Below are 25,349 nucleotides of genomic sequence, written 5' to 3'. Positions count from 1 at the left end.
CGCCGGTCAGCGCAGGACGCCGGGCAGGCCAGGGGCCTGGTTGAGCGTGCTGCGGCTTTCAATCTCGAAGGTGCGTTGCTTTTTTTCCTGCGGGGTGGCGCTTACCGTGCCCTTGAGCGAATAGCCCAGAGTGCGGTTGCCGGCCAGTGCATCGGCCATCACCAGGCGGGCGCCCGAGCTCGGCTTGATGTCCACGTTGACCACATCGGCCGAGACCCCGCCAATGGACAGTGCGGGCTTCAGCTGCAGCTGGCCGGCATCCTCATCGCTCACCTTCAACTGCAGCGCGACGTTGTCGAAGGTCATGGGCATGGAGCTGAAGTTCTGCAGGCGCAGCGCAACCGTCCAGCTGCCATCGGCACGCACCGTCAACTCCTGCACGCTGGCGGCCGGCTCGGAAACGCGTTTGACCGTCTTGTTGCAGGCGGTCAGGGCCAGCGAGGCGATGACGATCAGGGCAAAGGCGAGGCGGGGACGGAAGCGGTGGGACATGGCGCAATCCTCAGGCGGGTGTTGCATGGGTGTGAGCATACTACGGCGTATGGTGTTCGCGCTGCCTGCGGCAGCGAGATGCAAGGGTAGGGCACCGGGATGACGGGGCCACGTGCTTTTAGTCGTGGGGGCAGGCTGGCCCGGCGCGTGGGGTGAGGCCGGGCCGGGTCAGTCCAGCGGCGCCATCACCCGCAGCGGGGCGAGGTCATAGCCCATTGCTTCGGCACGGGCTTTGAGCTGCTCGAACAGGGCGGTATCCATGCTCGGTGAGCGCGACAGGATCCACAGGTACTTGCGGTCCGGCTCGCCGACCACTGCCCACTGGTAGCCGGGGTCCAGCGCGATCACCCAGTAATCGGCCCACACCAGCGGCGCCCAGGACAGCCAGTCCGGCACGAAACGTACCTGCAGGCGGCCGGGATGGCCCTCGATCGGGCGCGCCACGCCATCTGCTGCCACGCGGTCGCCATCGGCTTCGCGGCAGGCGTTGTGCACGCTGATCCGTCCATCGGCACGCAGGCTGTAGGTGGCGGTGATGTCGCCCACGCATTTCTTCTGGAACGACACCGGCAGGTGCGCGATCTCATGCCACTGGCCGGCATAGCGGCCCATGTCCAGCGCCTCCACCGAGGTCACCGGCGCGGCCGCCCAGGCCGACCCGGTGGCGGCAAGGGCGAGCAGGGCACTGATCAGATAGCGGCTGCGCATTGTCGACACTCCACACAAGACGCAGCGAGCTTAGGCATAGGCTGAGCGGAAATTGTGAATATTCCGTCATGCAGTGGCCGTCCCACGTCGCTGACGTGCGCGTGGCAGCGTGCGGCACCCGCGCTACCGACTGTCAGCGGAGAGTTCCCGCGTGGCGTTGCCGCTCTCGTCCAGGAAGCGCACCTTGGCATCTCCCGAGGGCGTGACCACCAACTCAAGCCGCGGCTTTCCTTGACCATCGCGCAGGGTCAGCATGGCATCGCGCGCATCAGACTTGCCAAGGAACACGCGCTCGGTGATCGCAGGAATGCCCTTCCGATGAAGTGCTTCGTCCCGCTCGGAGAAGAACGGGCGGGACAGGCCATCGGCAACGTCATTGAAGGTCAGCCCTGCGTAGTGTGTCCCCGCATCATCCACGCCCAGCAGTTGCATCTGCTGATCCTGCTGATAGCGATCAAAGGTCAGGCTCATGCCGCTGGAGGGTTTGCCGCTCTTGTCGAGCGAACCGTTGTAGATCAGCCCGCCGTTTTCCGTGCCTTCATCGTTGAAGAACAGCATGCCTGCCATCGGGCGCAGATGAGGTTGCTCCTTGTTGTGAATGACCACCCCAGGAAACAGCGTGCGATTGGAGATCGCCAGCCGCAACGTTCCGTCAGGCTCCTTGATGTTGATGCGTTGCGCATCAATGACATCAAAGCTGGCGCTGCGCTGTGACGTTGCACCCATCATCAAGGCGGCCATGGTGAGCAGGCCGGCTGCTGCGCAGCCCAGCGTCAGTCGCCGTTGGTTTCGCTGCAGATGCGCGATCTGCGCCTGCAGCACTTCGATGCTTTCGGACATCACCTCTCCCTGTGTGTGCGGCCATGGGGACGAACAAGCGCGGCCGCAGACGATCCTGTCCGCCGGGTGAGCATGCCAGCGCGTGGCGATGGACGGCAAGGCGCGCAACGGCCCGCCCGCGGAAATCATCCCTGAGCGGTGTGCCCGCTTTGCAGCGCGCGATGGATCTCCGCCTCGATCATCGCTTCATCGTCGCGTGCGGCCCAGCGGCTGATCGTGACGATCACCAGCACCGCGCCGGCCATGAAGTAGGCAGCAGGCACCACCGCCAGACTGGCCAACAGGGCAGGCGCGAGGTCGTGTGTGTGTTGCCAGTGCTTCACCACCGCCACCAGCGGAACGATGAGCAGACTGACGAACATGCCGATCATCAGGGTGCGGATGAAGGGATGCATCTGGAACGCACCTTCAAGCCGCGTGCCGCGTTCGGTGGGGATGCACTGGCCGATGAAATACGGCTTGAAAGAATTGGACACGAACGGGCGCGTCCAGCACAGGCGGATCCGTTGAGCGGAGGCCTTCCCGCGCATTCCGGCGACAGAGAGGCGCGGGCCATGCTGGATCGACTGCTTGAGGCGCAGCACGGTCACATCGATCGGGGATGTACTGTGGAAGGCAACAGGACGTTTGCCGAACAGCGCGGCGAACAAAGCACGAACCATGTGCGGAACCTCCTTCCTTGAACGCTGCGCGATGTAGCGACGCCGAACAACAGACAAAAAAAATGACCTGCATTTCTGCAGGTCATCTGAAATTGTGGTGGCCGGGGACGGAATCGAACCGCCGACACGGGGATTTTCAATCCCCTGCTCTACCAACTGAGCTACCCGGCCACTTCATCGCTGCGTTGCCGCTGGCGAGGACGCGAATAATACGGAGGTATGAGGGGTTCGGCAAGCGTTTCGGGAAAAAAATTTCACATTTGTTTCCAAACCCGTGTCCGCCCACATCCAAGTGCTTGATCCAGCGGGCCCGAGCACATCACCCAAGCGCATGAACGTCGGTTCAGGCGGATGCTTTCCGCCGGTGCAGTTGATCAGCCCGTGGTGGATCGGGCGTCGTCGGGCATGCACCACAACAGCACGATGCCGATCACCATCATGATCGCCGCCAGCACCAATGCGCCCTGGTAGCTGCCGCTGTCGCGCGCCAGCGTGCCGGCGATCGCGGGGGCGATGATCTGGGCGACGCCATAACTCAGCGTCAGCGTCGCCATCGCCTTGGCAGGATTGTGCGGGTAGTGGCGACCGACCACGGTCAGGGTCAGGCTGACGATGCCGGCGAAGGTCAGGCCGAACAGCACGGCGCTGACTGCGCCGGCCCACAGCCCGCCATCCAGCAAGGGCAATACGAAGGACGTAGCCTGCAACGCATAGGCGAGCATCAATGCACGGATCAGTCCAAGCCGGTTCGAGAGCCGATCCCAGGCAAACGTCGAGGGGATGGCGGTGAGGCCGACCAGGACCCACACCCAACTGCCGTGGCCGGCGAAGGCAGGGGTCTGCACCAGGATGGCGACGATGAAGGTCGCGCTGACCACGAAGCCGACCCCCGCGCAGAAGTACGAGGCGATCAGCAGCCAGCGCCAGCGCCGCCCGGGTGGCGGGGGAGCGTTGGCCCCAGTGGCACTGGAGATCGCTGCCGGCGGCGGCATCCATGCCCAGGCCGGGATCAGGAACACCACCGCGAGGGTGCCCAGCGCGATCCACTGCCGGGAGGACGCCAGTTGATCGGCCATCGCCGCAGCCGCCAGGCCCGAGACCGCGATCCCTACCCCGAGGCCGGCGAAGTGCAGGCCGAGCTGTGGGAGGCGCTGATGGGCGAGCAGCCAGTTGAGCACCAGCCCGGAGGCGAGCAGCAGGCCGGCGGTGCTGGACAGGCCGGCCACGAAGCGCAGCACGCCCCAGGTGGCCATGTCCGTGGTGGTGCCCATCAGGCCGGTGGATACCACTGCCAGGACCAGTCCGATGCGGTAGAAGCGGAATTTCAGCTGCATGTCGCCGACCCGGGCGACCAGCACAGTGCCGGCCAGGTAGCCCAGATAGTTGAACGTTGCCAGCCAGCCGCCGCCGGCTGCCGTGAGCCCGGCGTCGAGCCGCATCACCGGCAGCAGCGGGGTGTAGGCAAAGCGCGCCAGGCCGACCGTGAGTACCAGCGCGCAGATGCCGGCCGTGATGACCTGCCAGGCGCGGCGGGGAGGCGGGATCGAGAGTGACATGGGTGGGGAGGGCAGCGGGAAGGGCCCATGGTCCGTGGACAGAGGTGACCGCGTCTTTCGATAGAATGACCCATCCTGTCGATGAGGCGTCACATGGCCACGGCGGAACCCACTGCGCCGGGTTGGCGCGAAGTCCCGGTGCCGCCGCTGCGGCGTCTGCCCTGGCCGGTGGTGGCGCGCAGCCAGCGACTGGAGGCGGGCGAGCGCTTCCCGCCGCACGTGCACGGCTGGAACCAGCTGGTCCACGCCAGCACGGGTGTGCTGCAGGCCAGCGCCGGGCAGGCACGTCACGTGATCACCCCGCAGCAGGCGCTGTGGGTGCCGACGGGCACGTCCCATCACACGGGCGCGTTGAATACCTCGGCGTTCCGCAATCTTTACGTGGCGGATGGGCCGGCACTGGGTATGCCCACGCATTGCGTGGTACTCGATGTGTCACCGCTGCTGCGCGAACTGATCATTGAACTCGATCGCACCGTGCCCGATCACGACCGCACCTACTACGCCACCTTGTGCACCCTGATCACTGCGCAGTTGCCGCGCCAGCGGCAGCACACCCGGCACCTGCCGTGGCCGCAGGATGCGCGCCTGCAGCGCTGGTGCCAGGCACTGTACGAGCAACCTGCCGATACCCGCAGCGTGGAGGACTGGGCGCCCTTGCTGGGGGCATCGCCGCGTACCCTGGCGCGCCACTTTGAACGCGAGACCGGCATGCGGCTGCGCGAGTGGCGGTTGCGGCTGCGCCTGCTGCGCGCCATCGAGTGGCTGGCGCAGGGGCGTTCGCCCACGGTAATCGCGCACGAGCTGGGCTATGCCTCGGCGTCGGCGTTCAACTACATGTTCCGGATCGAGATGGGCATGAGCCCGCTGCAATGGAAGCGCGCACGCCCTACGGCGTGACCGGGCAGGCCAGGCTGACCAGCCGCTCATCCTCGAAGCGTGCACGGATCGAGCCGTTGTCGGCCTTGCCTGCGGGCCACTCCGCTTCGGCGCCCGCACCAGGCAGGGGATTGCCCAGGTGGAAGTACACGCGGCCACGGCTGTCGCCGACCTGCACTTTGCTGCATGCCACGATAGGTGACGCCATCTCGCCGCAGTCGCCCTGCAGCAGGCACAGGCGCGTGTGGCACTTGCCTGCACCGGACGACCAATGGCCTTGCGCGGCCAGGCAACCGGGCTCGGTCGCCAGAATCGCCCAGCATGTCAGGCCGAACACCGTGGTGGCGGACATCAACACGGGCAGCAGGTAGCGGCGTCGGCTGGAGGAGGGAACGTTCATGACGCGATCATGCGCCCTGGCCGGCGGCGCGGGCAACGCATGCGCGGTGCAGCGTACGGATGGAATGCTGTGACGCCATCGGGATGATCGGTCCCTGTCGCACAAGGTGATTGCACAGCCGCGTCGTCCTGCACCGATGGAACGCTGTTTTACCCCCCGCCCGGACGTGCCTGGACGGCGTACTGTCGGGATTCCTTTTTCGTCTCCCCGGAGCGATCCTCTGATGACCGCGCTCACCAACACCCGCATCGTCCTCGCCTCGCGCCCGAACGGTGCTCCCGTCTCGTCCAACTTCCGTATCGAACACGTGCCGGTTCCCGCGCCTGGCCCGGGCGAGGTGCTGCTGCGCAATCGCTATCTGTCGCTGGATCCCTACATGCGCGGTCGCATGGAGGAGGGGCCGTCCTACGCCGCACCGGTTGCGCTGGATGCGGTGATGGAAGGGCGCACCGTTGCTGAAGTGCTCGCCTCCAACCATCCCGGTTTCGCCATCGGCGAGCATGTGCTGGCTCCGGGCAACTGGCAGACGCATGCCGTCATCGACGGCGATCAGCTCAGCCGCAAGCTGGAAGACAACGGCCTGCCGATCAGCACTGCACTGGGCGTGTACGGCATGCCCGGATTCACGGCGTACGTGGGCCTGCAGGAAATCGGCAAGCCGCAGCCGGGCGAAACGCTCGTGGTGGCGGCTGCCAGCGGCCCGGTGGGCGCGACGGTGGGTCAGATCGCCAAGCTGCAGGGTGCGCGCACGGTGGGCATTGCCGGTGGCGAGCAGAAGCGCGCGTATCTGGAAACACTGGGCTTCGATGTAGCGCTGGATCACCGCGCCGACGATTTCGCCGCGCAGTTGCGTGCGGCGGTGCCCGACGGCATCGATGTCTACTTCGAGAACGTCGGGGGACACGTCTTCGATGCGGTCGCGCCATTGCTCAACGACTTCGCGCGCATTCCGGTCTGCGGCACGATCGCCACCTACAACGCGCGCGGTGCGGTGTTGCCCGGGCCGGACCGGCTGCCGGGTTTCATGAGCCAGGTGCTGCGCCAGCGCCTGACCGTGCGCGGCTTCATCCAGTCGGATCTGCACGCCTTCTTCCCTGCGTTCCTGCGCGACATGGGGCAGTGGCTGAAGGACGGCCGCGTGCAGTATCGCGAGGACATCGTGCAGGGACTGGAACGCGCGCCGGAGGCCTTCTTCGGACTGCTCAAGGGCCACAACTTCGGCAAGCTGGTGGTCAAGCTGGATTGAGCGGCGCGGGGCATGTGAGTGCGACGTGTGCAAGGCCGTGCCGATCGTGATTCGTGCATCACGATCGGCCGGTTAGCCTGCGGATGAAGGCCCCGTACCGGGAACCGCACAAGTGAGTAGACCCATGGCAGACACCAAGCCCAGCGAACACGGCAAGCAGGAAGGCATCGAAGAGAGCCAGCAGGACCGCAAGCAGGATGAAACCGCCAAGCAGCGGCCGGGGCAGACCGATCAAGCGATCCACGATGCAGGCACGCGCCGGCCGGAGCGCAAGGACACTCCCGAGGGCGCGTGAGCAACTGCGCGAAGGCTGTGAAAACAAGAGCGCCCCGGGAAGCTGATTCCCGGGGCGTTCTGTTGAATAGTGGTGGAGCCAAGGAGGATCGAACTCCTGACCTCGTCGATGCGAACGACGCGCTCTCCCAGCTGAGCTATGGCCCCACGGATGCTGCTGCTGCGTGGCGTCACCGGCCTCGGCCGTACCCCGCAATGCGCCTAGTCTAGCGCCGACCGGCGGCGCCTGCCAAGTGGGGCCTGCGTTCGGCTCAGTGCCTGCCGCGCGCCGCGGCGGGCGCGCGTTCCACCTGCTGCAGCAGGGATTTGTCCAGTTTGGCGGCCACGCCGACGCTGCGCCCGGCCAGGTTGGCCACCACGAAGCTGACCGAACTCCCCAGCACCTGGGCCGTCTCGGACAGGCTCAACCCGTAGTCCTGTTCCAGCCACTGCGCCATCCCGGCGGTCGCTGCGCGCAGGGCCTCATCCAGCGAGCCGGCCTGGCCCAGGACCATCAACTGCGTGGCCGATTCCACCCGCGGCGCTGACTGCGCCCGGGACTTGATCACCTCCACGCTGAAGTCCACGTCCATCGAGGTCTCCAGCGCGTACTGCGAGGTTTCGCCATCGCCCTGCAGTGCGTGCGCATCACCCAGGTAGAGCAGGGCGCCGGGCTGGGATACCGGCAGATACACGGTCGCGCCCTCGCGGATTTCGTTGAAGTCCATGTTGCCGCCGAAGCGGCCGGTGTCGCCGGTGGAGATCGGCGCGTTGCCGAACCCAGGTGCCACCGCCAGCCCGCCGAGCATCGGCCTGACCGGCACCCAGAAGTCCTTGAGCTTGCCGGTGGCCGCCTCTGGACGGGCACGGCCGCGTTCGCGGTCCAGGGTCCAGCGCACCGGTTTGTCCAGCGCGGTGGCCTTCGCCGCCAGGGCCGGTGTCAGCGCGCGTCCCACGATGCTGTCCAGGCTGTCGGCGTAGTCACGGTTCAAGCGCAGGCGTTTGATGTGGATCGCCAGCACATCGCCGGGCTCGGCCTCCATCACATAGAACGGCCCCGTCTGCGGATTGCCGAACAGCGCCCGGGTCTGGCCCTTGGCGTCCACGCCGCCGGAATCCAGCGTCGTGGTGCGCACGCTGTCGCCCGGCCAGATCGTCAGCACGGGTGCGCGGTGGGGTGAGAACTCGTTCGAATAGGAGGTGGGCACGAAGTCATGCTGGCGGGGGCCGCTGGCCGGCCGCTCGGGCAGACGGCGCGCGCTGAAGGGATGCATCGCGCGTCGCTCGCTGGCGTTGGTGTCGGGATAATCGGCCGTACCGCGCAGGGTCGTGCCGGTCTGCTCGCCGCGGAAGCGATAGGTCGCGCCATCGCCGCCGGTGACGACAAACGCCAGCGCGTTGCCCTGGCGGCTGCCCTGCAGGGTGTCCCCATCGAAGCGCCCCTCCACCGGACCCTGCTGGTCGGGCAGGCTGAGCAGCTGGTAGGCCGGGTTTCCCCACAGGTCGGTGGTGACCAGCCACTGTGCGGGCGGTTCGGCGGCCTGGGCGGCCGAGGCGGACAACAACAGGAGCAGGCAGGCCAGGTGGCGAGAGGACATGCAGAGATCTCGTGGATGACCGGTTCAGTGTTCGCCGCCGCTGCCAGGGCGACAAGTGCCGGGCGACACGTGACCGATGGCCCGGAAAGCGTCACACGCGAATCCCGCCCTTCCGGCGCGCGCCTTGGCCGGGCATAATCCGCGCCAGAAAACGCGGCCGCATAGCCAGTGGACCAGGGGGGCCGGACAGCCGTCGCCCACAACGCCCTGACACCAATCTGCAACATCCAGCCAATACCGTGCCGCATCGCTGTCTCCACAGCGATGTCGATTTCCTATGGTGCCCGGCCATCGCGCCGGCTGCCCCGATCTGTACTACCCGAGACCTCTGCATGCCCGCTCTACGCCACGCCCCTGTGTCGACGCGTCTTCTCTCCCGTTCCCTCTCCACCACCGCCGTGCTGCCGCGCCGCCGCGCGCTGGCGCTGGCCTGCGCGTCCGCTGCGCTGATGCTGTCCGCTGCCGCCTCGGCGCAGGACGCGCAGTCCGCCAGCGCCACCTCGCTGGACACCATCACCGTCACCGCCGACCACCGCGAGCGCAACCTGCAGGACGTGCCGGTCTCGGTCGGCGTGGTGCAGGGCGAGAAGATCCGCGACTACACCGCTGGCGGCGATGACACCCTGCTGGCGCTGTCGGGCAAGGTGCCCAGCTTCTACGCTGAAACCACCACCGGCCGCATCTTCCCGCGCTTCTACATCCGTGGCCTGGGCAACATCGATTTCTACCTGGGTGCCTCGCAGCCGGTGTCGATCATCCAGGACGACGTGGTGCTTGAGCACGTGGTGCTGAAGTCCAACCCGGTCTACGACGTGGACCAGATCGAAGTGCTGCGCGGCCCGCAGGGCACGCTGTTCGGCCGCAACACCACCGCCGGCATCGTCAAGTTCGACACGATCAAGCCGAGCCAGGACTACAGCGGCCGCGTGCAGGCCAGCTATGGCTCGTACGGCAGCGTGGCCATCGATGGCGGCTTCGGCGGCCCGATCAACGACATCGCCTCGTTCCGCGTGTCGGCGCTGTACCAGCACCGCGATGATTACGTCGACAACACCTACCGCGGCCCGAGCGCCGATGGCACGGTCTCGCCGAAGAAGAACGCGATGGGCGGCTTCGACGACCGCAACGTGCGCGCGCAGCTGCTGCTGCAGCCGAGCGACAACTTCTCGCTGCTGGCCTCGGCCCACGCACGCGATTACGACGGCACCTCGACCCTGTTCCTGCGCAGCGCGCTGACCAAGGGCTCCAACAAGACCGACGTGCCGCGCGACCAGGTCGCCTACGACGAAGCCGACAACAACCCGCAGGCCTACAAGACCTACGGCGGGTCGGTGAAGGCGATCTACGACTTCGGCAACGTCTCGCTGACCTCGATCACCGCCTACGAAACCACCTCCGGCTACAGCCGCGGTGACACCGACGGCGGCGCCGCCGTGAACTATCCGGTCAACGGCGTGCCGAACGGCTACGGCCAGTCGATGGGCCAGATCCGCGATCTGGACCAGTGGACCCAGGAATTCCGTCTGGCCAACGCCGATGACAACCGCCTGAAGTGGCAGGTCGGCGCGTTCTACTTCGACGGCCGCGACACCACCGATTTCTACCAGCGCGCCTGGTTCCTGCAGGGCAATGCCCGCAATCCGAACAACTGGGTGCGCCTGCGCAACGTCAACACCTCCTGGGCTGGTTTCGGCCAGGTCAGCTATGACGTGACCGACAAGTTCACCCTGACCGCCGGCCTGCGCCAGACCAAGGACGAGAAGAAGACCCGTCTGCTCAAGACCGCCGATACCGCCGCTGGTGCCGTGACCTACAAGGGCCGCACCTACGTGGAGATGTCCGACACCACGCCGAGCTGGGACCTGAGCGCGATGTACGCGTTCAACCCGCAGCTGAGCGTGTATGCGCGCGTGGCCCGCGGCTTCCGTGGCCCGACCATCCAGGGCCGTTCGGCTGTGTTCAATGCCGATTTCACCACGGCGAACTCGGAAACCATCCTGTCCTGGGAAGCCGGCATCAAGAGCAGCCTGTGGGACAACCGCCTGCGCGTGAACGCCGCCGCGTTCACCTACGTGGTCAATGACATCCAGCTCAACGGCAACGATTCGGACGGCAACGGCGTGCTGTTCAACGCCGACAAGGCCAAGGCCTATGGTCTGGAAGCGGACATGGAGCTGCGCCCGATCCCGAACCTGGCCCTGAGCGCCGGTGTCAGCCTGCTGCACAGCAAGATCCAGGACGACCGCGTGTACGCGCAGGTCTGTGCCCTGAACGGCGCCGTGGTGTGCACCGTGAATGACCCGACCATCAAGGTCGGTGCCAACACCTTCGCGCAGATCAACGGCAACCCGTTGCCGAACGCACCGAAGTACAACATCAACCTGGCCGCGCGTTACGACATGCCGGTCAATGACAGCGATGTGTTCTTCGTCTCCACCGATTGGAACAAGCAGGGCTATACCAGCTTCGTGCTGTACGACTCGGCCGAGTTCAACTCCAAGGGTAGCTTCGAAGGCGGCCTGAAGCTGGGCTACTCTGCCAACTACGGTGCCTGGGAAGTGGCGCTGTTCGCGCGCAACATCACCAATGAGAAGAACCTCAAGGGTGTGATCGAGAACTACATGGCCGCGGTCTACAACGAACCGCGCACCGTGGGTGTGTCGCTCAACATGAACTGGTAAGACACGCGATCGCCGGTGCCGCAGGGCACCGGTGAGCGTGATGCGTGTTCCGACAACGCCCCGCACCTGCGGGGCGTTGTCGTTTCTGTTACTTGGCGGGCGCCCCGGCTGCAGCGGGCGCCAGCTCGGCGAACAGTCCGCCCAGCACGCCCATGGTGGCCTGGTCGGCGCCCATGTCTTCGGCGGCATTTGCGATGGCGATAACGCCGTTGTTCTGGCCAGGGAACAGCACCACCCAGGCCAGCCAGTTGCCGTCCGAGCCGCCGTGCACCAGCACCGGCCCCTGGCGACCGGCGATCGACGGCTGCACGCCCCAGTCCAGCCCGGAGCCACTGCCCGGCTGAACGGTCTGCATCAGCGCGTAGGACGCCGCTGTCAGCAACCTGCCTTTGCCCTGGCTGCCCGCGAGCTGATCGATGGCGAACAGCGCCAGATCGTGCAGTCGCATATGCAGGTTGCCGGCGGCAGTGTAGAGCGGCGGCACCCCGTCCTCGGCCTTCTGCGGCGCGGTGGTCACCGGCTTGCCGCCGCGATGGCCCACCGGTTGCCCGGCCGGAGTGGGGCCGAACCCGGCACCGGTCATGCCCAGCGGCTGGAACACTTCGCGCTGCATCAGCGTTTCCACGTCCTTGCCCGTGGCACGTTCGGCGATCACCGCCGCGATCAGGAAGCCGCTGTTGCTGTAGGCGAATTCGGTGCCGGGCGGATGCACCGGCGCTTCGGCCAGGGCTGCCTTGACGTAAGCCTCGCGCTGCACGGGCAGGGCCCGGCTATCGACGAAGAACGCGTCCAGCGCGGCGGCGTCGGTGAGGTTTTCCGGCAGGCCGGCGCGGTGCGAGAGCAACTGCACGAGGGTGACGCTGCGGTAGGCCGGCTGCATCTGTGCGGCGAGGTCGGGCAACAATGTCGACAGCGGCGCATCCCAGCCCAACACGCCCTGTTCGACCAATCGCGCGATCATGGCCACGGTGATCGGTTTGCCGGTGGAGCCGATCATCCATTGATCCTCCGTGGTGACCGGCGTGGACGCATCGTTGCGGCGGACGCCCCGCACGGCATGTTCAGCGACCTTGCCATCGCGGATGACCAGCACGCCCATGGCCGGTGTGGCGGTGCCCTGCAGGGCCTGCGCGAGCCGTGCGTTCAGATCACCGGCAGCGCTGGCCGTGGTGGCCGCCAGCAGCAGGGTCATGCCGAGCCAGCGGTGCAGGCGGCGCGTGGTGCGGCGAGGGGTGGGGGCGTTCCTTCGAGTCGCGATCAGATGCATGGGAGTCCTTTGCGCAGCCGCGTGGGCAGAACCTGCGCCGGCGGCACGGTCCTGCGGGATGCCGTGTCCGGACCGCGCCTGGAGCAGGCGGGGAACGGTGCGTGCGATTCACTCTTGCATGCGTTTCAGACCCGCGTATGTGTCTGCAGTCATGCCGATGGCGGCAGGTCAAAAGGGTGACGCGATCCGTTCAGGAATCGACGGCGTTGCGCCGTCGTCAGTGCACTGAAACGCTGGGCGAGGCGGTGCATCGGTGCGGTGAGATCCGCGCCGATGCACGAAGGTCAGGCCGCCGGCGGCAACAGCGGCGAGAGGATCGGCTCCAGCTGCGCCTGGCGCCAGCCCGCGAGCGCGGCCGGCCATTGGCGGTTTTCCAGATAGCTTTCCAGATGCTTGCGCGAGGCGAGCACCCCATCAGGCAGCCCGAGTTCGGCGCTGCGCGCGCTGACGGCATCCTGCAGCCGCTTGAGCGCCTGCTTGTTGGCATCGTTGGCCGGCAGCGCCAGCGGTGCCTCGGCTTCGTCGGCCAGCGGGGTGGACAGCGCCTGCCACACCTGGGCGGCCAGTTTGCGCGGAGCCTTGGGGAAGCCTTCCATCAGCTTGGACAACGCCTCCACATCGGCCGGCGGGGTGCGTGCGAGCACGGCAGCCAGTTCGTTGTCGAGTACCCAGCTGCGCGGCTTGTCACTGGCGCGCGCCTGCACGTCGCGCCAGCGCAGCAGCCGCAGCAGGCGCAGCTGCGCGGGGGTATCCATGAACTGTGCCGAGCGCATCGCCACGTGCGGCCAGCGCTCTTCATCGTGTTCGACACTGGCGAGCAGCCGCTCGGCGTCGTCCTGCAGCCATTGGCGGCGGCCCAGTTCTTCCAGGCGGGCCTCGATGGTGTCGTGGATCTGGAACAGGTATTCCACGTCGTCGGCGGCGTACTCCAGCTGCGCCTCCGAGAGCGGGCGGCGCATCCAGTCCGAGCGGGTTTCGCCCTTGGCCAAGGTGACGCCGGTGACTGCCGTGACCAGTTTCTGGTAGCCCATGCCGCCGCCGATGCCGGCCAGCGACGCACCGATCTGGGTATCGAACAGCGGCCGCGGCAGCACGCCGCAGGCGACCTTGAAGGTGACCAGGTCTTCGCTGGCGCTATGCATGATCTTGAGGATCGAGGTGTCGGCCAGCCACGGGGCCAGCGCCGCGTTCATGCCGGGGATCAGCGGGTCGATCAGCAGGATTTCATCACCGACCGCCATCTGCACCAGCGCCAGTTGCGGCCAGTAGGTGCGTTCGCGGATGAATTCGGTGTCCAGGCCGATGCGGGTGGGGCGCTGGCGGTAGCGCTCGTCCAGTTCCGCCGGGGTTTTGATCCAGTAAGCCACGTGGGATTCCATGTACTGCAAAGGGGTGCTCAGGTCGGGGAGGATAGCCTAACGCCATGCGATGCCATGCCATGTCCGGCATCCCGCCGTGCGGTGATGAACGCCCGGGCCGGGGACGGTCGCCCCCCGCGACGGTGGCGATTATGATGATCCCCTGCCTGCGCCTGCGGCATGCCCCCTGGATCGCCATCCCGCCCCGGGCGGCGGCTTGCGACGTGGCGTGGGCACCAGCAAGACGATGACACGCCCCAAGGACCCCCATTTGCGACCGTCAGGCCCATTGCCGCTGCTGTTCACTGCTCTGTTGGGCATGCTGGCCGCATGTTCTCCCGCGCCCGCGCCCGCGCCGGCACCGTCGGCAGCGCCGGCGGCCAAGCCGGCTGCCGCACCGGCCAAAGCGAGCGCGCCGGTGGCGCAGGTCACCATCGGAGGCGAGGACGCTGCCGAGACGGTGGAGCGCTGGCAGCCACCTGCCGTCACCCTCGTTGACGACGACGTTGTCCAGGCTCGCCGCGACGCCGCAGGCGCCTTCGAGGAGGACCGGCTGTACCGCACCGCCGAGGACGCGATCCCGATCTGGCTTGCCCTGCTGCAGCACGACCCCAAGGACCGCGTGGCCGAGGCCGGGCTGAAACGCGCGCGGCAACGCCTGCTGCAGGAGGCGTCCGCCTTGTTGCAGCGGCCGCTCAAGCAGCGCGAGGCCTTGGCCCAGGCCAGCGAGATGGCCCTGGTACTGCTGACCCTGGCGCCGGACGATCCCAAGGTGCGCGAGCTGCAGTCGCGGGTGGAAATTGCCCAGCGCGTGGTGGCGTACAACCGCGCCGGCGAAGACGATCTGCGCGCGGACCGCATCGGCGAAGACGGCGATGGCGCCATTCCCAATTTCCGTGAAGCACTCGCACTAGACGCGGACAACCCCCGCGCCCGGCAAGGACTGGCAGCGGCCGAGAGCGCGCTGATCCGGCGTGCCGAGACGGCGGCGCTGGCGGCCGATTTCGCGACGGCCGGTACCTGGCTGGCCGAAGCGGCCAAGGTCCGGGACTCCTCCATCACCATTGCCGACGCCTTCGAACGTATCGAGAAGATCCGCTCCGACACCCTGGTGCGGCTGCGTAACGAGGGTCTGCGCGATCTGGCCACGCCACAGGGACTCAAGCCGGCCCGGCAGAAGCTGGAAGATGCCCTGCGCATCGCGCTGCCCGGTGATCCTGTCGTGGGGCAGCTGCGCGAGCGCATCGAACTGGTCACCCATTACGGCAGCTTCCGGCCGCGGCAGGTGTTCAGCGATGCGCTGCGCGATGGCGGCCGCGGGCCGCAGATGATCGTGGTGCCGCACGGCGGGTTCCAGATGGGCGCGGCCGAGAACGAGCTCGGCGCGACCGATGCAGAGAAGCCCGCGCACTACGTGCGCTTCGAGCGCGGCTTCGCGATGTCGATCACCGAAGTGACGGTCGCCGATTTCCGCCGCTATGTGCAGGCTACCAAGGCCCGCCCCCGGGCCACCCGGCGCGGCCATTCGATCGTGTATGACGAGCGCAGCGGCAACTTCGTCCGGCGCAGCGGGGTGGACTGGCAGTCCGATTACAACGGGGCCGAGGCGATCGCCAACCTGCCGGTGATGCACGTCAGCGTGCGCGATGCCGAGAATTACGCGACCTGGCTGTCCGAACAGACCGGGCGCTCCTACCGGTTGCCCAGCGAGGCCGAATTCGAGTACGCGCTGCGCGCCGGCAGCAGCGGCCGGTATCCATGGGGTGATGCGGGCACGCCGCCCGCGCGCGCGGGCAATTTCACCGGGGCCGAGGATGTCTCGCCCTCCGGACGGCACTGGTACAACGCCTTCGTCGGCTATGGCGATGGGTATTGGGGGCCGGCCCCGGTGGCCAGCTTCGATCCCAATCCGTGGGGTCTGCACGACATTGCCGGCAACCTCAGCGAATGGGTGGCCGACTGCTGGCATGCCAGCTACCGGCGGGCGCCGTCCGATGGCGTCGCGTGGTTCAACCCGGGCTGCCGGCAGCGCGTGATCCGCGGTGGCAACTGGGCCAATGCGCCGGCACAGACCCGCGCGGCGTGGCGGCAATCGCAGGATTCGGACACCACCAGCGCACGGATCGGCTTCCGGCTGGTCCGTGGCATCTGAGGATGTCCCCGATGTGAGGTGACGGGATTTCACCCGGCCCCCCGGCGCGCGCTCTAGGATTGGCACAGTGTCGGGCAGGGTGCCGCGGCCATCTCAGGAACCACGCGCATGCGCAACGATCCATTCGGCGGTCAGCAGCAGGGCCGCGCCCGGCGGCCAGGCCTGTTCGGCAACATCCGCTGGTGGGTGCTGCTGGCGTTTGCCGGCTATGCCGCGTTCTACTGGTTCTCCAACCGTGCGGTGGATCCGTATACCGGCGAAAGCGTGTTGATCGACAGCTCGCTTGATGCGACCCAGGAAAAGGCGCTGGGCCTGCAGGCCTACCAGGAGATCCTGGCGCAGGAGCGACCGCTGGATCCCAGTGCGCCACAGTCACGCGAAATCCAGGCGATCGCCCAGCGCCTGATCGCCAAGGTGGACGTCGTGGAAACCGCGCTCGCCGAAGAGCATGGCCTGAAGCCTGCGCACTTCGCGCGGGAGTTCGAATGGGAGGTCAACGTGATCCCGTCCGACCAGGCCAATGCGTTCTGCCTGCCAGGCGGCAAGATGGCGGTCTACACGGGGCTGATCCCGGTGGCGCGGACGGTGGACGCGATGGCGGTGGTGATGGGGCATGAAATCGCGCACGCCTTGCTGCGGCACGGTGCCCAGCGGATGGCCCAGCAGAAAATGACGCAGATCGGACAGATGGCCGGTGCCGCCAGCGGCATGGACCCGCAACAGCAGCAGATGATGATGTCGGCGATGGGCTACGGCTACCTGCTGCCGTACGCGCGCAGCCATGAGACCCAGGCCGATGAAGTGGGCCTGATGCTGGCCGCGGCCGCGTGTTTCGATCCGCAGGAAGCCATTCCGCTGTGGGAGCGGATGGGGCAGGCCAGTGGGGGGCAGTCAACGTCGGAATTCGCGTCCACGCATCCCAACCCGGGCACGCGCATCCAGAACCTGCAGGCGTTGATGCCCAAGGCGATGGAGTACCGGCAGAAATTCTGCGAAAGCGCAGGGCGTTGAAGGCGAACTGCGCAGCAGTGTAGGCGTGGCGGATCAGCGCGCCGGTTCGTTGACCGTTACGTCGATCACGCCGTCCTGCACGCGTGCCTTGAGCGTGTCGCCCGGGCGCACCTGCAACGGCGAACGCACCAGACTGCCATCGTCCTCGCGGGTCAGGATCGCGTAGCCACGCGCGACGGTGGCCAGCGGGCTGACCGCCTCCATCGAACGGGCGAGCGCACGCAGGCGCAGGGCGTCGCGCTGCAGCTGGCGGCCGATCGCACTGTCCGCACGCGGCTGCAGGCGCTGCAGGCGCTCACGCAGGGCATCCAGCCGGCGCTGCGGATGACCGCTGCGCAGCACGGCCGCTGCGTGGCGCAGCTGGGCCAGACGGCCCTGATGCTGTGTCGTCCACGCCGCGTGCAGACGGCGCGCGACGTCCTGCTGGCGGCGCTGCAACAGCTGCAGGCGTGATTGCGGGCTCTGCGCGTTGAGGCGGAGCAGGGCACGGTCCGCGCGCTGCATGGCCTGTCCCAGGCTGTGCCGCTGCAGCTGCGCCAGACGCGCGTCGAGGCGACGCACACGCAGCAGCAGGTCACGCTGATCAGGCACCAGCAGTTCGGCCGCGACCGACGGCGTCGGCGCGCGCAGATCGGCGGCGAAGTCGGCCAGGCTGAAGTCGGTTTCGTGACCCACGGCAGACACCACCGGGGTCTGGCTGGCCGCGATCGCGCGGGTCAGCTGCTCATCGTTGAAGGCCCAGAGATCTTCCATCGAGCCGCCACCGCGGGTCAGCAGGATCACGTCATAGCGGCCGCTGGCATCGGCGCCACGCAGCAGCGAGGTGATCTGCGCGGCAGCGCTGTCGCCCTGCACCAGGCTGGGCAGCAGATCGACCTCGAGCATCGGGAAACGCCGTTCAAGGACGCTCAGCACGTCGCGTACCGCCGCGCCGGTGGGCGAGGTGATCACCGCCAGGCGACGCACATGCGCCGGCAGCGGGCGTTTGCGCTCCGGCGCGAACAGGCCCTCGGCCTCCAGGCGCGCCTTGAGCTGCTCGAAGGCGCGCCGCAGGGCGCCTTCGCCGGCTTCTTCCATGTGGTCGAGCACCATCTGGTACTCGCCGCGGGCTTCGTACAGGGTCAGCCGGCCACGCGCGAGCACGCGCATGCCTTCGCGCGGCACGAACTTCAGCCACTGGCTCTTGGGCTTGAACAACGCCGCGCGGATCTGCGACCGCGCGTCCTTCAGCGTGAAGTACATATGGCCCGAGGCCGGGCGCGTCACGCTGCCCAGCTCGGCCTCCACCCAGATCAACGGGAATGCGCCCTCCAGCAGGTCGCGGGCCAGGATGTTGAGCTGGCTGGGCGTGAGAATCTGCGCGCTGCGGTCCATGGAGGAATCAGGCCAAACGGTACGAACGGGGGGCCATGGTCGCACGTCGGCGGCAATGCTTCATCCCGCGGCGGCGCGGTCGGCGTGCTGCTGCAGCGCCCAGGCCACATGCTCGCGCACGATCGCCGAAGGATGCTCGCGTCGTGCCTGCAGCGCGGCCAGCGTCTCGGCATGGGCAGGTGCATTGCCCAGCGCCACGGCGATGTTGCGCAGCCAGCGTTCATGCCCGCTGCGGCGGATCGGGCTGCCCTCGGTGCGGCGCAGGAACTCGTCTTCTTCCCAGGCGAACAGCTGGGCGAGCGAGGCGGTGTCCAGATCGTTGCGCGCGCGGAAATCCGGCTCGTCGGTGCGCTTGGCGAACTTGTTCCAGGGGCAGACCAGCTGGCAGTCGTCGCAGCCGTAGATGCGGTTGCCCATCGCCGTGCGCATTTCCTCGGGAATCGCGCCGTCGTGTTCGATGGTGAGGTAGGAGATACAGCGGCGTGCATCCAGGCGGTGCGGGGCGATGATCGCCTGGGTCGGGCAGACATCGATGCAGCGCGTGCAGGTGCCGCAGTGTGCGGTGGCCGGTGTATCCACCGGCAGCGGCAGGTCGACGTAGATCTCGCCGATGAAGAACCACGAGCCGCCCTGTTTGTCGATCAGGCAGGTGTGCTTGCCGATCCAGCCAAGCCCGGCATTGCGGGCGAGCGCGCGCTCCAGCACCGGGGCCGAATCAACGAACACGCGGTAGCCGAACGGCCCGATCTCGGCGGCGATGCTGTCGGCGAACTTCTGCAGCCGGTTGCGCATCAGCTTGTGGTAATCGCGGCCCAGCGCGTAGCGCGCCACGTAGGCGCGGTCACCATCGTGCAGGGTGGCCCAGGCTTCAGCGTCGTCCTTGTGGCCGTAATCCATGCCGACCGAGATCACCCGCACCGTGCCCGGCAGCAGTTCGTCCGGCCGGGCGCGCAGCGTGCCGTGGCGCGCCATCCACTCCATCGTGCCGTACAGGCCCTTGCCCAGCCAATCGGCCAGGTGCGCCTCGTCTTCGCGCAGATCGATGCCGGATACCCCGCAGCGCTGGAAGCCGTGCACGCGCGCGATCGCACGGATGCGTTCGGCGGCACGGGCCAGATGGACGGGGGCGGGCAGGGGAACGGCGGACATGGCCTGGGCGGAAACGGAGCCTGGGGAGGGCGCGACACGGCTGCGCCTGGGCGACAAGTATAGAATCCCGGCATGCCCGAGCTTGCTGAACTGTTCGATATCGCCGCTGCGCGCCGCCTGGATGCGCAGGCCAGTGCCTTGCTGGGCGATGGGGGGGCCTCGCTGATGGAGCAGGCCGGCCAGGCCGCCTGGCACTGCCTGCTGGAGCGCTGGCCGCAGGCGCAGCGCATTGGTGTGGTGGTGGGGGCCGGCAACAACGGCGGCGATGGCTACGTGCTGGCCCGTCTGGCCCGTGAAGCCGGCCGCCTGGTAACGGCGCTGCGGCTGGACGCCGATGCGCCAGCCACGACGTTGGCGCAGCGGGCCGAGCAGGCGTTCATCGCCACCGGCGGTGCGGTGGCGCGCTTCGATGGGGCGCTCCCGCCGGTAGACCTGCTGGTGGACGCGCTGTTCGGCATCGGCCTGAACCGCGCGCCGGCCGGTGCCGCGGTGGATCTGATCACGGCCATCAACGGCGCTGGCGTGCCGGTGCTGTCGCTGGACGTGCCCAGCGGCGTGGATGCGCGCACCGGTCACGTGCCGGGCATTGCCATCCGCGCCACGGTCACCCTGCAGTTCATCGTGCGCCACCAGGGGCTGTATACCGGCGCAGCGCTGGAGCATGTCGGCGGTCGCCGCCTGGCCGCGCTGGATCTGCCCGCGGACGCTGGCGAAGGCGTGCAGTACAGCGCCGAGTGCTGGCAGCAACCGCGCCTGCGCGCGCAGCTGCCGGCGCGACGCGCCAACACCCACAAGGGCGAATCCGGCCACGTGCTGTGCGTGGGCGGCAACCTCGGCAGCGGCGGCGCGGTGATGCTGGCCAGTGAATCGGCGTTGCGCGCGGGCGCAGGGCTGGTGAGTGTGGCGACGCAGCCACCGCATGTGGCACCGCTGCTGGCGCGCCTGCCCGAAGCGATGGTGCATGCCGTCCAGGACGCGCAGGAACTGCAGGCCCTGCTGCCCCGCGCGGGGGTGGTCGCGATCGGGCCTGGCCTGGGCCAGGACGACTGGGCGCACGAACTCTGGCGCCAGGTGCTGGCCAGCGGCAAGCCGCTGGTGGTCGATGCCGACGCCCTGAACCTGCTGGCCAAGGCGCCGCAGCCGCTCCATGACGCGATCCTGACCCCGCACCCGGGCGAGGCCGCGCGCCTGCTCGGGCTGAGCACCGCGCAGGTGCAGGCCGACCGCTTCACGGCGGCCAAAGCGCTGGCCGAGCGTTTCCACGCGGTGGTGGTGCTCAAGGGCGCCGGCACCGTGGTCGCCGCGCCCGATGCGCTGCCGCGGGTGATGGCCGCCGGCAATCCCGGCATGGCCGTGGGTGGCATGGGCGACCTGCTTACCGGCATCATTGCCGCCCTGCGCGCGCAGGGGCTGGGCGCCTTCGATGCCGCCAGCACCGGCGCATTGCTGCACAGCCTGGCCGGCGATGCCGCCGCCAGTGACGGCCAGCGGGGCCTGCTTCCCACCGATCTGCTGGCGCCGCTGCGCCGGCTGGTCAATCCGGACGTTTGAACATGATCGAGTTTTTCCTCGCGCAGACCGAAGACACCGACCTGCTCGGGCAATGGCTGGCCGCGACCCGGCCGCCGCAGGCGGTGATGCAGCTGCAGGGCGACCTGGGGGCCGGTAAATCCACCCTGGCCCGCGCACTGCTGCGCGCGCTGGGCGTGCAGGGGGCGATCCGCAGCCCGACCTACACCCTGGTGGAGCGCTACGCGCTGGCCGACGGCCACGAGGCCTGGCACCTGGATCTGTACCGGATCGGCAACGCACAGGAGCTGGATTTCCTCGGGCTGGACGAGGGCAGCGCCTCGCTGTGGCTGGTCGAGTGGCCCGAGCGCGGTGCCGGTGCCTTGCCGCCGACCGACCTCGAAGTGGCCCTGGATATCCAGGGACAGGGGCGTCGCGCCCGGCTCACCGCGACCAGTCCGGCCGGTCGTGAATGGCTCGCTCGGCTGCCCCAAGGGGGTGACTTGCAGGCCCTTTCTGTCGGCTGACACTAGGAAACACCGGCAGGTTACGGATTATTAAGGGAAAAGTAGTTGCATTTCATTCAGCGCGGTGATTGAATCCAGACCCATGCCAATGGGGAAATCACTCGCCGCCCTCTGCACTGCCGTCGGACTCTGTCTGGCGAGCGCGCTGTCGTGGGCGGGCGAAGTCCGCCAGGTGGCCGTGGAGACCGGTGCGACCGGTACCCGTGCGGAGATTTCGCTGGCCGGCAGCGGGGGCTACAAGACCCTGTCGCTGGCCGGTCCGAACCGCCTGGTGGTGGATTTCCCGGACTCCAGCGCGATCCGCAACCTCAAACTGCCTGCGCCCAAGGGCGTGGTCACCGCTGTCCGCACCGGGCAGCCGGTGCCAGGTACGTTCCGCGTGGTGTTCGATCTGGCCGAATCGGTCGCGCCGTTCCGCCCGCAGATGATCAAGCAGGGCAATGAGTCGCGCTTGGTGATCGAGTGGCCGGGCGATGCGCCGGCCGCGCCCACCGTTGCCAGTGCGCCCGCGCCCACCGCGGCCGCAGCGCCTTCGCCCACGCCAGCGGCGTCGATGCCGGCCGCCGCGCCGGCACCGACCCCCGCACCGACCGCCGCCCAGACTGCACAGGCACGCAGCGATGCCGCGCGCGCCACCGCCTTGCTGACCGCGTCGGTACGCCAGCAGGCCAGCGCCACGGTCGCCACCTCGGCGCCGGGCCCGGCTGCCGCGACGGCCACCACCGTCAACGTCGCTGCGGCTGGGACCGCCAACGCGGCCAGCAACAGCGCGTCGCCGGCCGCGATCCTGGCCGGTCAGTCGACCCCGGCGGTCGTGGCCAGTGCGCCGGTTCCCGCGCCCGCGCCGACCCCGGCGCTGCAGGACAACCCGCGTCCGGCCATGCCCAGCGACGCTTCGCGCGTGAAGATGCGCGCCGGTATGCGCCCACTGGTGATCGCGATCGATCCCGGCCATGGCGGCCAGGATCCCGGCGCCGTCGGCCCGACCGGCAAGCGCGAAAAAGACATTACCCTGGCGGTGGCACGTGAACTGGCCCGCCAGGTCAATGCGACGCCCGGGCTGAAGGCCTACCTGACCCGCGACAGTGACGTGTTCATTCCGCTGCCGATGCGCGCGCAGAAGGCGCGTGCGGCCAAGGCCGACATGTTCATCTCGATCCACGCCGATGCCGCCGAGAACCGGGCCGCGACCGGCTCCTCGGTGTACGTGCTCTCCACCAAGGGCGCCTCCTCGCAGCGTGCGCGCTGGCTGGCCGACAAGGAAAACGCCGCCGATCTGGTCGGTGGCGTGCGCCTGCAGCAGACCGAAGGCACCCTGGCCAACGTGCTGCTGGATCTGGCCCAGAGCGGTTACATGAAGGCCTCCGAAGACGCGGCCGGGCATGTGCTGGGCGGCCTGAAGCGGATCGGCAAGAACCACAAGCCCAATATCGAGCGTGCGAACTTCGCGGTGCTGCGCACCTCGGACATGCCGGCGATGCTGGTCGAAACCGCCTTCATCTCCAACCCGGATGAAGAGCGCCGCCTGATCGATCCGGCCTACCAGCGCCAGATCGCCGGCGCGGTGCTGGACGGTGTGCACACCTTCTTCAGCCGTCAGCCGCCGCCGGGCACGCTGTACGCCGCGCGCGCCCAGGCGGAAATCGATGCCGCCGGCACCGTGGCGGGCGGCAGCAAGTAACCCCTCCGGGCTGCACTGCCCGGCGCACGCTATCATCACGGGATGACGTCCGTTTCCCGAATTCCCAGCGCCACCACGCCCGCCACCTCCACTGCCCGGAGGTGCGCATGAGCATCCGCCAACTCCCTGAGATCCTGATCAACCAGATCGCCGCCGGCGAGGTGGTCGAACGCCCGGCGTCGGTGGTCAAGGAACTGGTCGAAAACGCGTTGGACGCCGGCGCCACCCGCGTGGATATCGACCTGGAAGAGGGCGGTGTGCGGCTGATCCGCATCCGCGACGACGGCGGCGGCATCGCCCCGGAAGAGCTGCCGCTGGCAGTGTCGCGGCATGCAACCAGCAAGATCGCCAGCCTGGATGATCTGGAATCGGTGGCGACGCTCGGCTTCCGCGGCGAAGCGCTGCCGTCGATCGCCTCGGTCAGCCGCTTCACCCTGAGCTCGCGCCGCGCCATCGACGAGCACGGTTCGGCCCTGCAGATCGAAGGCGGTCGGCTGGGCGAAGTCACGCCGCGTGCGCATGCGCCCGGCACCACGGTGGAAGTGCGCGAGCTGTTCTACAACGTACCGGCGCGCCGCAAGTTCCTGCGCGCCGAGCGCACCGAGCTGGGCCATATCGAAGAGTGGCTGCGCTCGCTCGCGCTGGCGCGCCCGGATGTCGAGCTGCGCGTGTCGCACAACGGCAAACCCTCGCGCCGCTACAAGCCCGGCGACCTGTACTCGGATGCGCGCCTGGGCGAAACACTGGGCGAAGACTTCGCCAACCAGGCGCTGCGGGTGGATCACAGCGGGGCCGGTCTGCGCCTGCACGGCTGGATCGCGCAGCCGCACTATTCGCGGGCCAGCACCGATCAGCAGTACCTGTACGTCAACGGCCGTTCGGTGCGCGATCGCAGTGTCGCCCATGCGGTGAAGATGGCCTACGGCGACGTGCTGTTCCATGGCCGTCAGCCGGCGTACGTGCTGTTCCTGGAACTCGATCCGACCCGCGTGGACGTCAACGTGCACCCGGCCAAGCATGAGGTTCGCTTCCGCGACTCGCGCCTGATCCACGATTTCGTCTACCGCACGCTCAAGGAAGCGCTGGCCGACACCCGTGCCGGCATGACCGCGGCCGGTCCCCAGGTGCATGCCACCGAGAGTGCCGCTACCGCGGCGCCGGCCTACGGCCTGCCGTCCGCCGGCAGCACCGGCTATGCGCTCGCCGGCAACGGAGCAGGCGGCGGCATGGGCGGCGACTGGCGCCCGCAGCAATCCCCCTTGGGGCTGCGCGTGGCCGATGCGCCGTCCGCCTATGCAGCGCTGTATGGCGCGCCGGGCGGTACCGCAGCGACCGGCAGCCTGCCGCCCATGCCGACCGAAAACGGCCTGCCGATGACCGCAGCCGACAGTGGCGTGCCGCCGCTGGGTTATGCGATCGCGCAGTTGCATGGCATCTACATCCTGGCCGAGAACGCCGAAGGCCTGATCGTGGTGGACATGCACGCGGCGCACGAACGCATCGGCTACGAACGCCTGAAAACCGCACACGATGGCATGGGCCTGCATGCGCAGCCGCTGCTGGTGCCGATCACCCTGGCGGTGGGCGAACGCGATGCCGACACCGCCGAGCGCGAGGCCGAAACCTTGACCTCGCTGGGCTTTGAGATCACCCGCGCCGGCCCCGGTTCACTGCACGTACGCAGCATTCCGGCGTTGCTGGCCAATGCCGAACCCGAAGCGCTGCTGCGCGACGTGCTCACCGACCTGCGCGAGCATGGGCAGAGCCGACGCATTGCCAGTGCCCGCGACGAACTGCTGTCCACCATGGCCTGCCACGGCGCGGTGCGCGCCAACCGGCGGCTGACCGTGCCGGAAATGAACGGCCTGCTGCGCGACATGGAAATTACCGAACGCTCGGGTCAGTGCAATCACGGCCGACCGACCTGGGCGCGTTTTTCGCTGGCGGAAATCGACCGCTGGTTCCTGCGCGGACGTTGAGAGGAAG

21 protein-coding genes and 2 tRNA genes are annotated in these 25,349 nt (G+C 68.2%); 10 read left to right on the top strand and 13 right to left on the bottom strand.

The genetic code is table 11. From position 1 onward, the window contains the following. Window positions 1-6: 6 nt before the first annotated feature. From ABE571_RS05215 to ABE571_RS05190, 6 genes are all read right to left on the bottom strand, one after another. Window positions 7-492, bottom strand: coding sequence for an LEA type 2 family protein (locus ABE571_RS05215; protein ID WP_123730685.1), 486 nt, complete (start codon window positions 490-492; stop codon window positions 7-9). A gap of 168 nt (window positions 493-660) precedes the next feature. Beyond that, complete coding sequence (locus ABE571_RS05210) at window positions 661-1,200, bottom strand: lipocalin family protein (RefSeq protein ID WP_123730686.1); 540 nt, start codon at window positions 1,198-1,200, stop codon at window positions 661-663. Between the two features lie 123 nt (window positions 1,201-1,323). Next, window positions 1,324-2,040, bottom strand: coding sequence for a hypothetical protein (locus ABE571_RS05205; protein ID WP_346481748.1), 717 nt, complete (start codon window positions 2,038-2,040; stop codon window positions 1,324-1,326). Between the two features lie 125 nt (window positions 2,041-2,165). After that, entirely contained in the window at window positions 2,166-2,690 is a 525-nt protein-coding gene (locus ABE571_RS05200) for a hypothetical protein (RefSeq protein WP_123730687.1), read from the bottom strand. Window positions 2,691-2,797: 107 nt separating this feature from the next. Beyond that, window positions 2,798-2,873: transfer RNA gene (locus ABE571_RS05195), tRNA-Phe, on the bottom strand. 203 nt (window positions 2,874-3,076) lie between these two features. Then, on the bottom strand, window positions 3,077-4,258 hold the full coding sequence (locus ABE571_RS05190) for a YbfB/YjiJ family MFS transporter (protein ID WP_346493331.1): 1,182 nt from the start codon (window positions 4,256-4,258) through the stop codon (window positions 3,077-3,079). 93 nt (window positions 4,259-4,351) lie between these two features. Here ABE571_RS05190 and ABE571_RS05185 point away from each other — a divergent pair, with 93 nt between their 5' ends. Further along, a complete protein-coding gene (locus tag ABE571_RS05185) occupies window positions 4,352-5,158 on the top strand; it encodes a helix-turn-helix transcriptional regulator (protein ID WP_123730689.1) in 807 nt (268 codons plus the stop codon). On the opposite strand, the gene ABE571_RS05180 is transcribed toward ABE571_RS05185, so the two are convergent. Next, on the bottom strand, window positions 5,148-5,537 hold the full coding sequence (locus tag ABE571_RS05180; RefSeq protein WP_346493330.1) for a hypothetical protein: 390 nt from the start codon (window positions 5,535-5,537) through the stop codon (window positions 5,148-5,150). The genes ABE571_RS05185 and ABE571_RS05180 overlap by 11 nt on opposite strands. A gap of 223 nt (window positions 5,538-5,760) precedes the next feature. Here ABE571_RS05180 and ABE571_RS05175 point away from each other — a divergent pair, with 223 nt between their 5' ends. After that, window positions 5,761-6,783 (top strand): NADP-dependent oxidoreductase, encoded by a 1,023-nt coding sequence (locus ABE571_RS05175; RefSeq protein WP_313218928.1) that lies wholly within the window; start codon window positions 5,761-5,763, stop codon window positions 6,781-6,783. 124 nt (window positions 6,784-6,907) lie between these two features. After that, on the top strand, window positions 6,908-7,078 hold the full coding sequence (locus ABE571_RS05170; protein WP_176989378.1) for a hypothetical protein: 171 nt from the start codon (window positions 6,908-6,910) through the stop codon (window positions 7,076-7,078). 70 nt (window positions 7,079-7,148) lie between these two features. Here ABE571_RS05170 and ABE571_RS05165 read toward each other — a convergent pair. Both ABE571_RS05165 and ABE571_RS05160 read right to left on the bottom strand, forming a co-directional pair. Beyond that, a tRNA-Ala gene (locus ABE571_RS05165) sits at window positions 7,149-7,224 on the bottom strand. A gap of 104 nt (window positions 7,225-7,328) precedes the next feature. Beyond that, window positions 7,329-8,654 (bottom strand): acetamidase/formamidase family protein, encoded by a 1,326-nt coding sequence (locus ABE571_RS05160; RefSeq protein WP_346493329.1) that lies wholly within the window; start codon window positions 8,652-8,654, stop codon window positions 7,329-7,331. Window positions 8,655-8,986: 332 nt separating this feature from the next. On the opposite strand from ABE571_RS05160, the gene ABE571_RS05155 reads away from it, so the two are divergent. Further along, complete coding sequence (locus ABE571_RS05155) at window positions 8,987-11,335, top strand: TonB-dependent receptor (protein WP_313209003.1); 2,349 nt, start codon at window positions 8,987-8,989, stop codon at window positions 11,333-11,335. A gap of 88 nt (window positions 11,336-11,423) precedes the next feature. Here ABE571_RS05155 and ABE571_RS05150 read toward each other — a convergent pair whose 3' ends face one another. Next, window positions 11,424-12,602 (bottom strand): serine hydrolase domain-containing protein, encoded by a 1,179-nt coding sequence (locus ABE571_RS05150; RefSeq protein WP_346493328.1) that lies wholly within the window; start codon window positions 12,600-12,602, stop codon window positions 11,424-11,426. A gap of 284 nt (window positions 12,603-12,886) precedes the next feature. Beyond that, entirely contained in the window at window positions 12,887-13,969 is a 1,083-nt protein-coding gene (gene rnd / locus ABE571_RS05145) for a ribonuclease D (RefSeq protein ID WP_313209005.1), read from the bottom strand. Between the two features lie 310 nt (window positions 13,970-14,279). Between rnd and ABE571_RS05140 the strand changes: the two genes are divergently transcribed. Together ABE571_RS05140 and ABE571_RS05135 are read left to right on the top strand one after the other, a co-directional pair. Then, complete coding sequence (locus ABE571_RS05140; protein ID WP_346493392.1) at window positions 14,280-16,112, top strand: formylglycine-generating enzyme family protein; 1,833 nt, start codon at window positions 14,280-14,282, stop codon at window positions 16,110-16,112. A 108-nt stretch (window positions 16,113-16,220) separates the two neighbouring features. Next, on the top strand, window positions 16,221-17,123 hold the full coding sequence (locus tag ABE571_RS05135; RefSeq protein ID WP_313218924.1) for a M48 family metallopeptidase: 903 nt from the start codon (window positions 16,221-16,223) through the stop codon (window positions 17,121-17,123). A gap of 33 nt (window positions 17,124-17,156) precedes the next feature. Here the strand turns inward: ABE571_RS05135 and xseA are convergent, their stop codons facing one another. Continuing rightward, complete coding sequence (xseA, locus tag ABE571_RS05130) at window positions 17,157-18,497, bottom strand: exodeoxyribonuclease VII large subunit (protein ID WP_313209007.1); 1,341 nt, start codon at window positions 18,495-18,497, stop codon at window positions 17,157-17,159. Between the two features lie 60 nt (window positions 18,498-18,557). Beyond that, window positions 18,558-19,646 carry a tRNA epoxyqueuosine(34) reductase QueG gene (queG, locus tag ABE571_RS05125; RefSeq protein WP_346493327.1) on the bottom strand — a complete coding sequence of 363 codons (1,089 nt, stop codon included), beginning with the start codon at window positions 19,644-19,646 and terminating at the stop codon, window positions 18,558-18,560. 72 nt (window positions 19,647-19,718) lie between these two features. Between queG and ABE571_RS05120 the strand changes: the two genes are divergently transcribed. The 4 genes from ABE571_RS05120 to mutL all read left to right on the top strand — a co-directional run bounded on the left by ABE571_RS05120 (window position 19,719) and on the right by mutL (window position 25,342). Further along, window positions 19,719-21,197: an NAD(P)H-hydrate dehydratase gene (locus ABE571_RS05120; RefSeq protein ID WP_313209009.1), complete on the top strand. Its 1,479-nt coding sequence runs from the start codon at window positions 19,719-19,721 to the stop codon at window positions 21,195-21,197. Window positions 21,198-21,199: 2 nt separating this feature from the next. Next, window positions 21,200-21,682: a tRNA (adenosine(37)-N6)-threonylcarbamoyltransferase complex ATPase subunit type 1 TsaE gene (gene tsaE / locus ABE571_RS05115; RefSeq protein WP_346493326.1), complete on the top strand. Its 483-nt coding sequence runs from the start codon at window positions 21,200-21,202 to the stop codon at window positions 21,680-21,682. Between the two features lie 88 nt (window positions 21,683-21,770). Further along, the gene (locus ABE571_RS05110) at window positions 21,771-23,363 is read left to right on the top strand and encodes an N-acetylmuramoyl-L-alanine amidase (protein ID WP_313209019.1); all 1,593 of its coding nucleotides are present in this window, start codon (window positions 21,771-21,773) and stop codon (window positions 23,361-23,363) included. Between the two features lie 107 nt (window positions 23,364-23,470). Continuing rightward, complete coding sequence (gene mutL, locus ABE571_RS05105) at window positions 23,471-25,342, top strand: DNA mismatch repair endonuclease MutL (RefSeq protein ID WP_346465984.1); 1,872 nt, start codon at window positions 23,471-23,473, stop codon at window positions 25,340-25,342. Window positions 25,343-25,349 lie beyond the last annotated feature (7 nt).

The organism is Stenotrophomonas sp. TWI273 (assembly GCF_039674765.1).
Classification (GTDB): Bacteria; Pseudomonadota; Gammaproteobacteria; order Xanthomonadales; family Xanthomonadaceae; genus Stenotrophomonas.
The sequence above is the reverse complement of the archived record's forward strand: the minus strand, read 5'-3'. Positions and strand labels throughout refer to the sequence as shown.

Coding starts and splice junctions, on each gene's coding strand:
- ABE571_RS05215 (WP_123730685.1), bottom strand. CDS start 492: ATGTCCCACCGCTTCCGTCCCCGCCTCGCCTTTGCCCTGATCGTCATC.
- ABE571_RS05210 (WP_123730686.1), bottom strand. CDS start 1,200: ATGCGCAGCCGCTATCTGATCAGTGCCCTGCTCGCCCTTGCCGCCACC.
- ABE571_RS05205 (WP_346481748.1), bottom strand. CDS start 2,040: ATGTCCGAAAGCATCGAAGTGCTGCAGGCGCAGATCGCGCATCTGCAG.
- ABE571_RS05190 (WP_346493331.1), bottom strand. CDS start 4,258: ATGTCACTCTCGATCCCGCCTCCCCGCCGCGCCTGGCAGGTCATCACG.
- ABE571_RS05185 (WP_123730689.1), top strand. CDS start 4,352: ATGGCCACGGCGGAACCCACTGCGCCGGGTTGGCGCGAAGTCCCGGTG.
- ABE571_RS05180 (WP_346493330.1), bottom strand. CDS start 5,537: ATGAACGTTCCCTCCTCCAGCCGACGCCGCTACCTGCTGCCCGTGTTG.
- ABE571_RS05175 (WP_313218928.1), top strand. CDS start 5,761: ATGACCGCGCTCACCAACACCCGCATCGTCCTCGCCTCGCGCCCGAAC.
- ABE571_RS05170 (WP_176989378.1), top strand. CDS start 6,908: ATGGCAGACACCAAGCCCAGCGAACACGGCAAGCAGGAAGGCATCGAA.
- ABE571_RS05160 (WP_346493329.1), bottom strand. CDS start 8,654: ATGTCCTCTCGCCACCTGGCCTGCCTGCTCCTGTTGTTGTCCGCCTCG.
- ABE571_RS05155 (WP_313209003.1), top strand. CDS start 8,987: ATGCCCGCTCTACGCCACGCCCCTGTGTCGACGCGTCTTCTCTCCCGT.
- ABE571_RS05150 (WP_346493328.1), bottom strand. CDS start 12,602: ATGCATCTGATCGCGACTCGAAGGAACGCCCCCACCCCTCGCCGCACC.
- ABE571_RS05140 (WP_346493392.1), top strand. CDS start 14,280: ATGCTGGCCGCATGTTCTCCCGCGCCCGCGCCCGCGCCGGCACCGTCG.
- ABE571_RS05135 (WP_313218924.1), top strand. CDS start 16,221: ATGCGCAACGATCCATTCGGCGGTCAGCAGCAGGGCCGCGCCCGGCGG.
- xseA (WP_313209007.1), bottom strand. CDS start 18,497: ATGGACCGCAGCGCGCAGATTCTCACGCCCAGCCAGCTCAACATCCTG.
- queG (WP_346493327.1), bottom strand. CDS start 19,646: ATGTCCGCCGTTCCCCTGCCCGCCCCCGTCCATCTGGCCCGTGCCGCC.
- ABE571_RS05120 (WP_313209009.1), top strand. CDS start 19,719: ATGCCCGAGCTTGCTGAACTGTTCGATATCGCCGCTGCGCGCCGCCTG.
- tsaE (WP_346493326.1), top strand. CDS start 21,200: ATGATCGAGTTTTTCCTCGCGCAGACCGAAGACACCGACCTGCTCGGG.
- ABE571_RS05110 (WP_313209019.1), top strand. CDS start 21,771: ATGGGGAAATCACTCGCCGCCCTCTGCACTGCCGTCGGACTCTGTCTG.
- mutL (WP_346465984.1), top strand. CDS start 23,471: ATGAGCATCCGCCAACTCCCTGAGATCCTGATCAACCAGATCGCCGCC.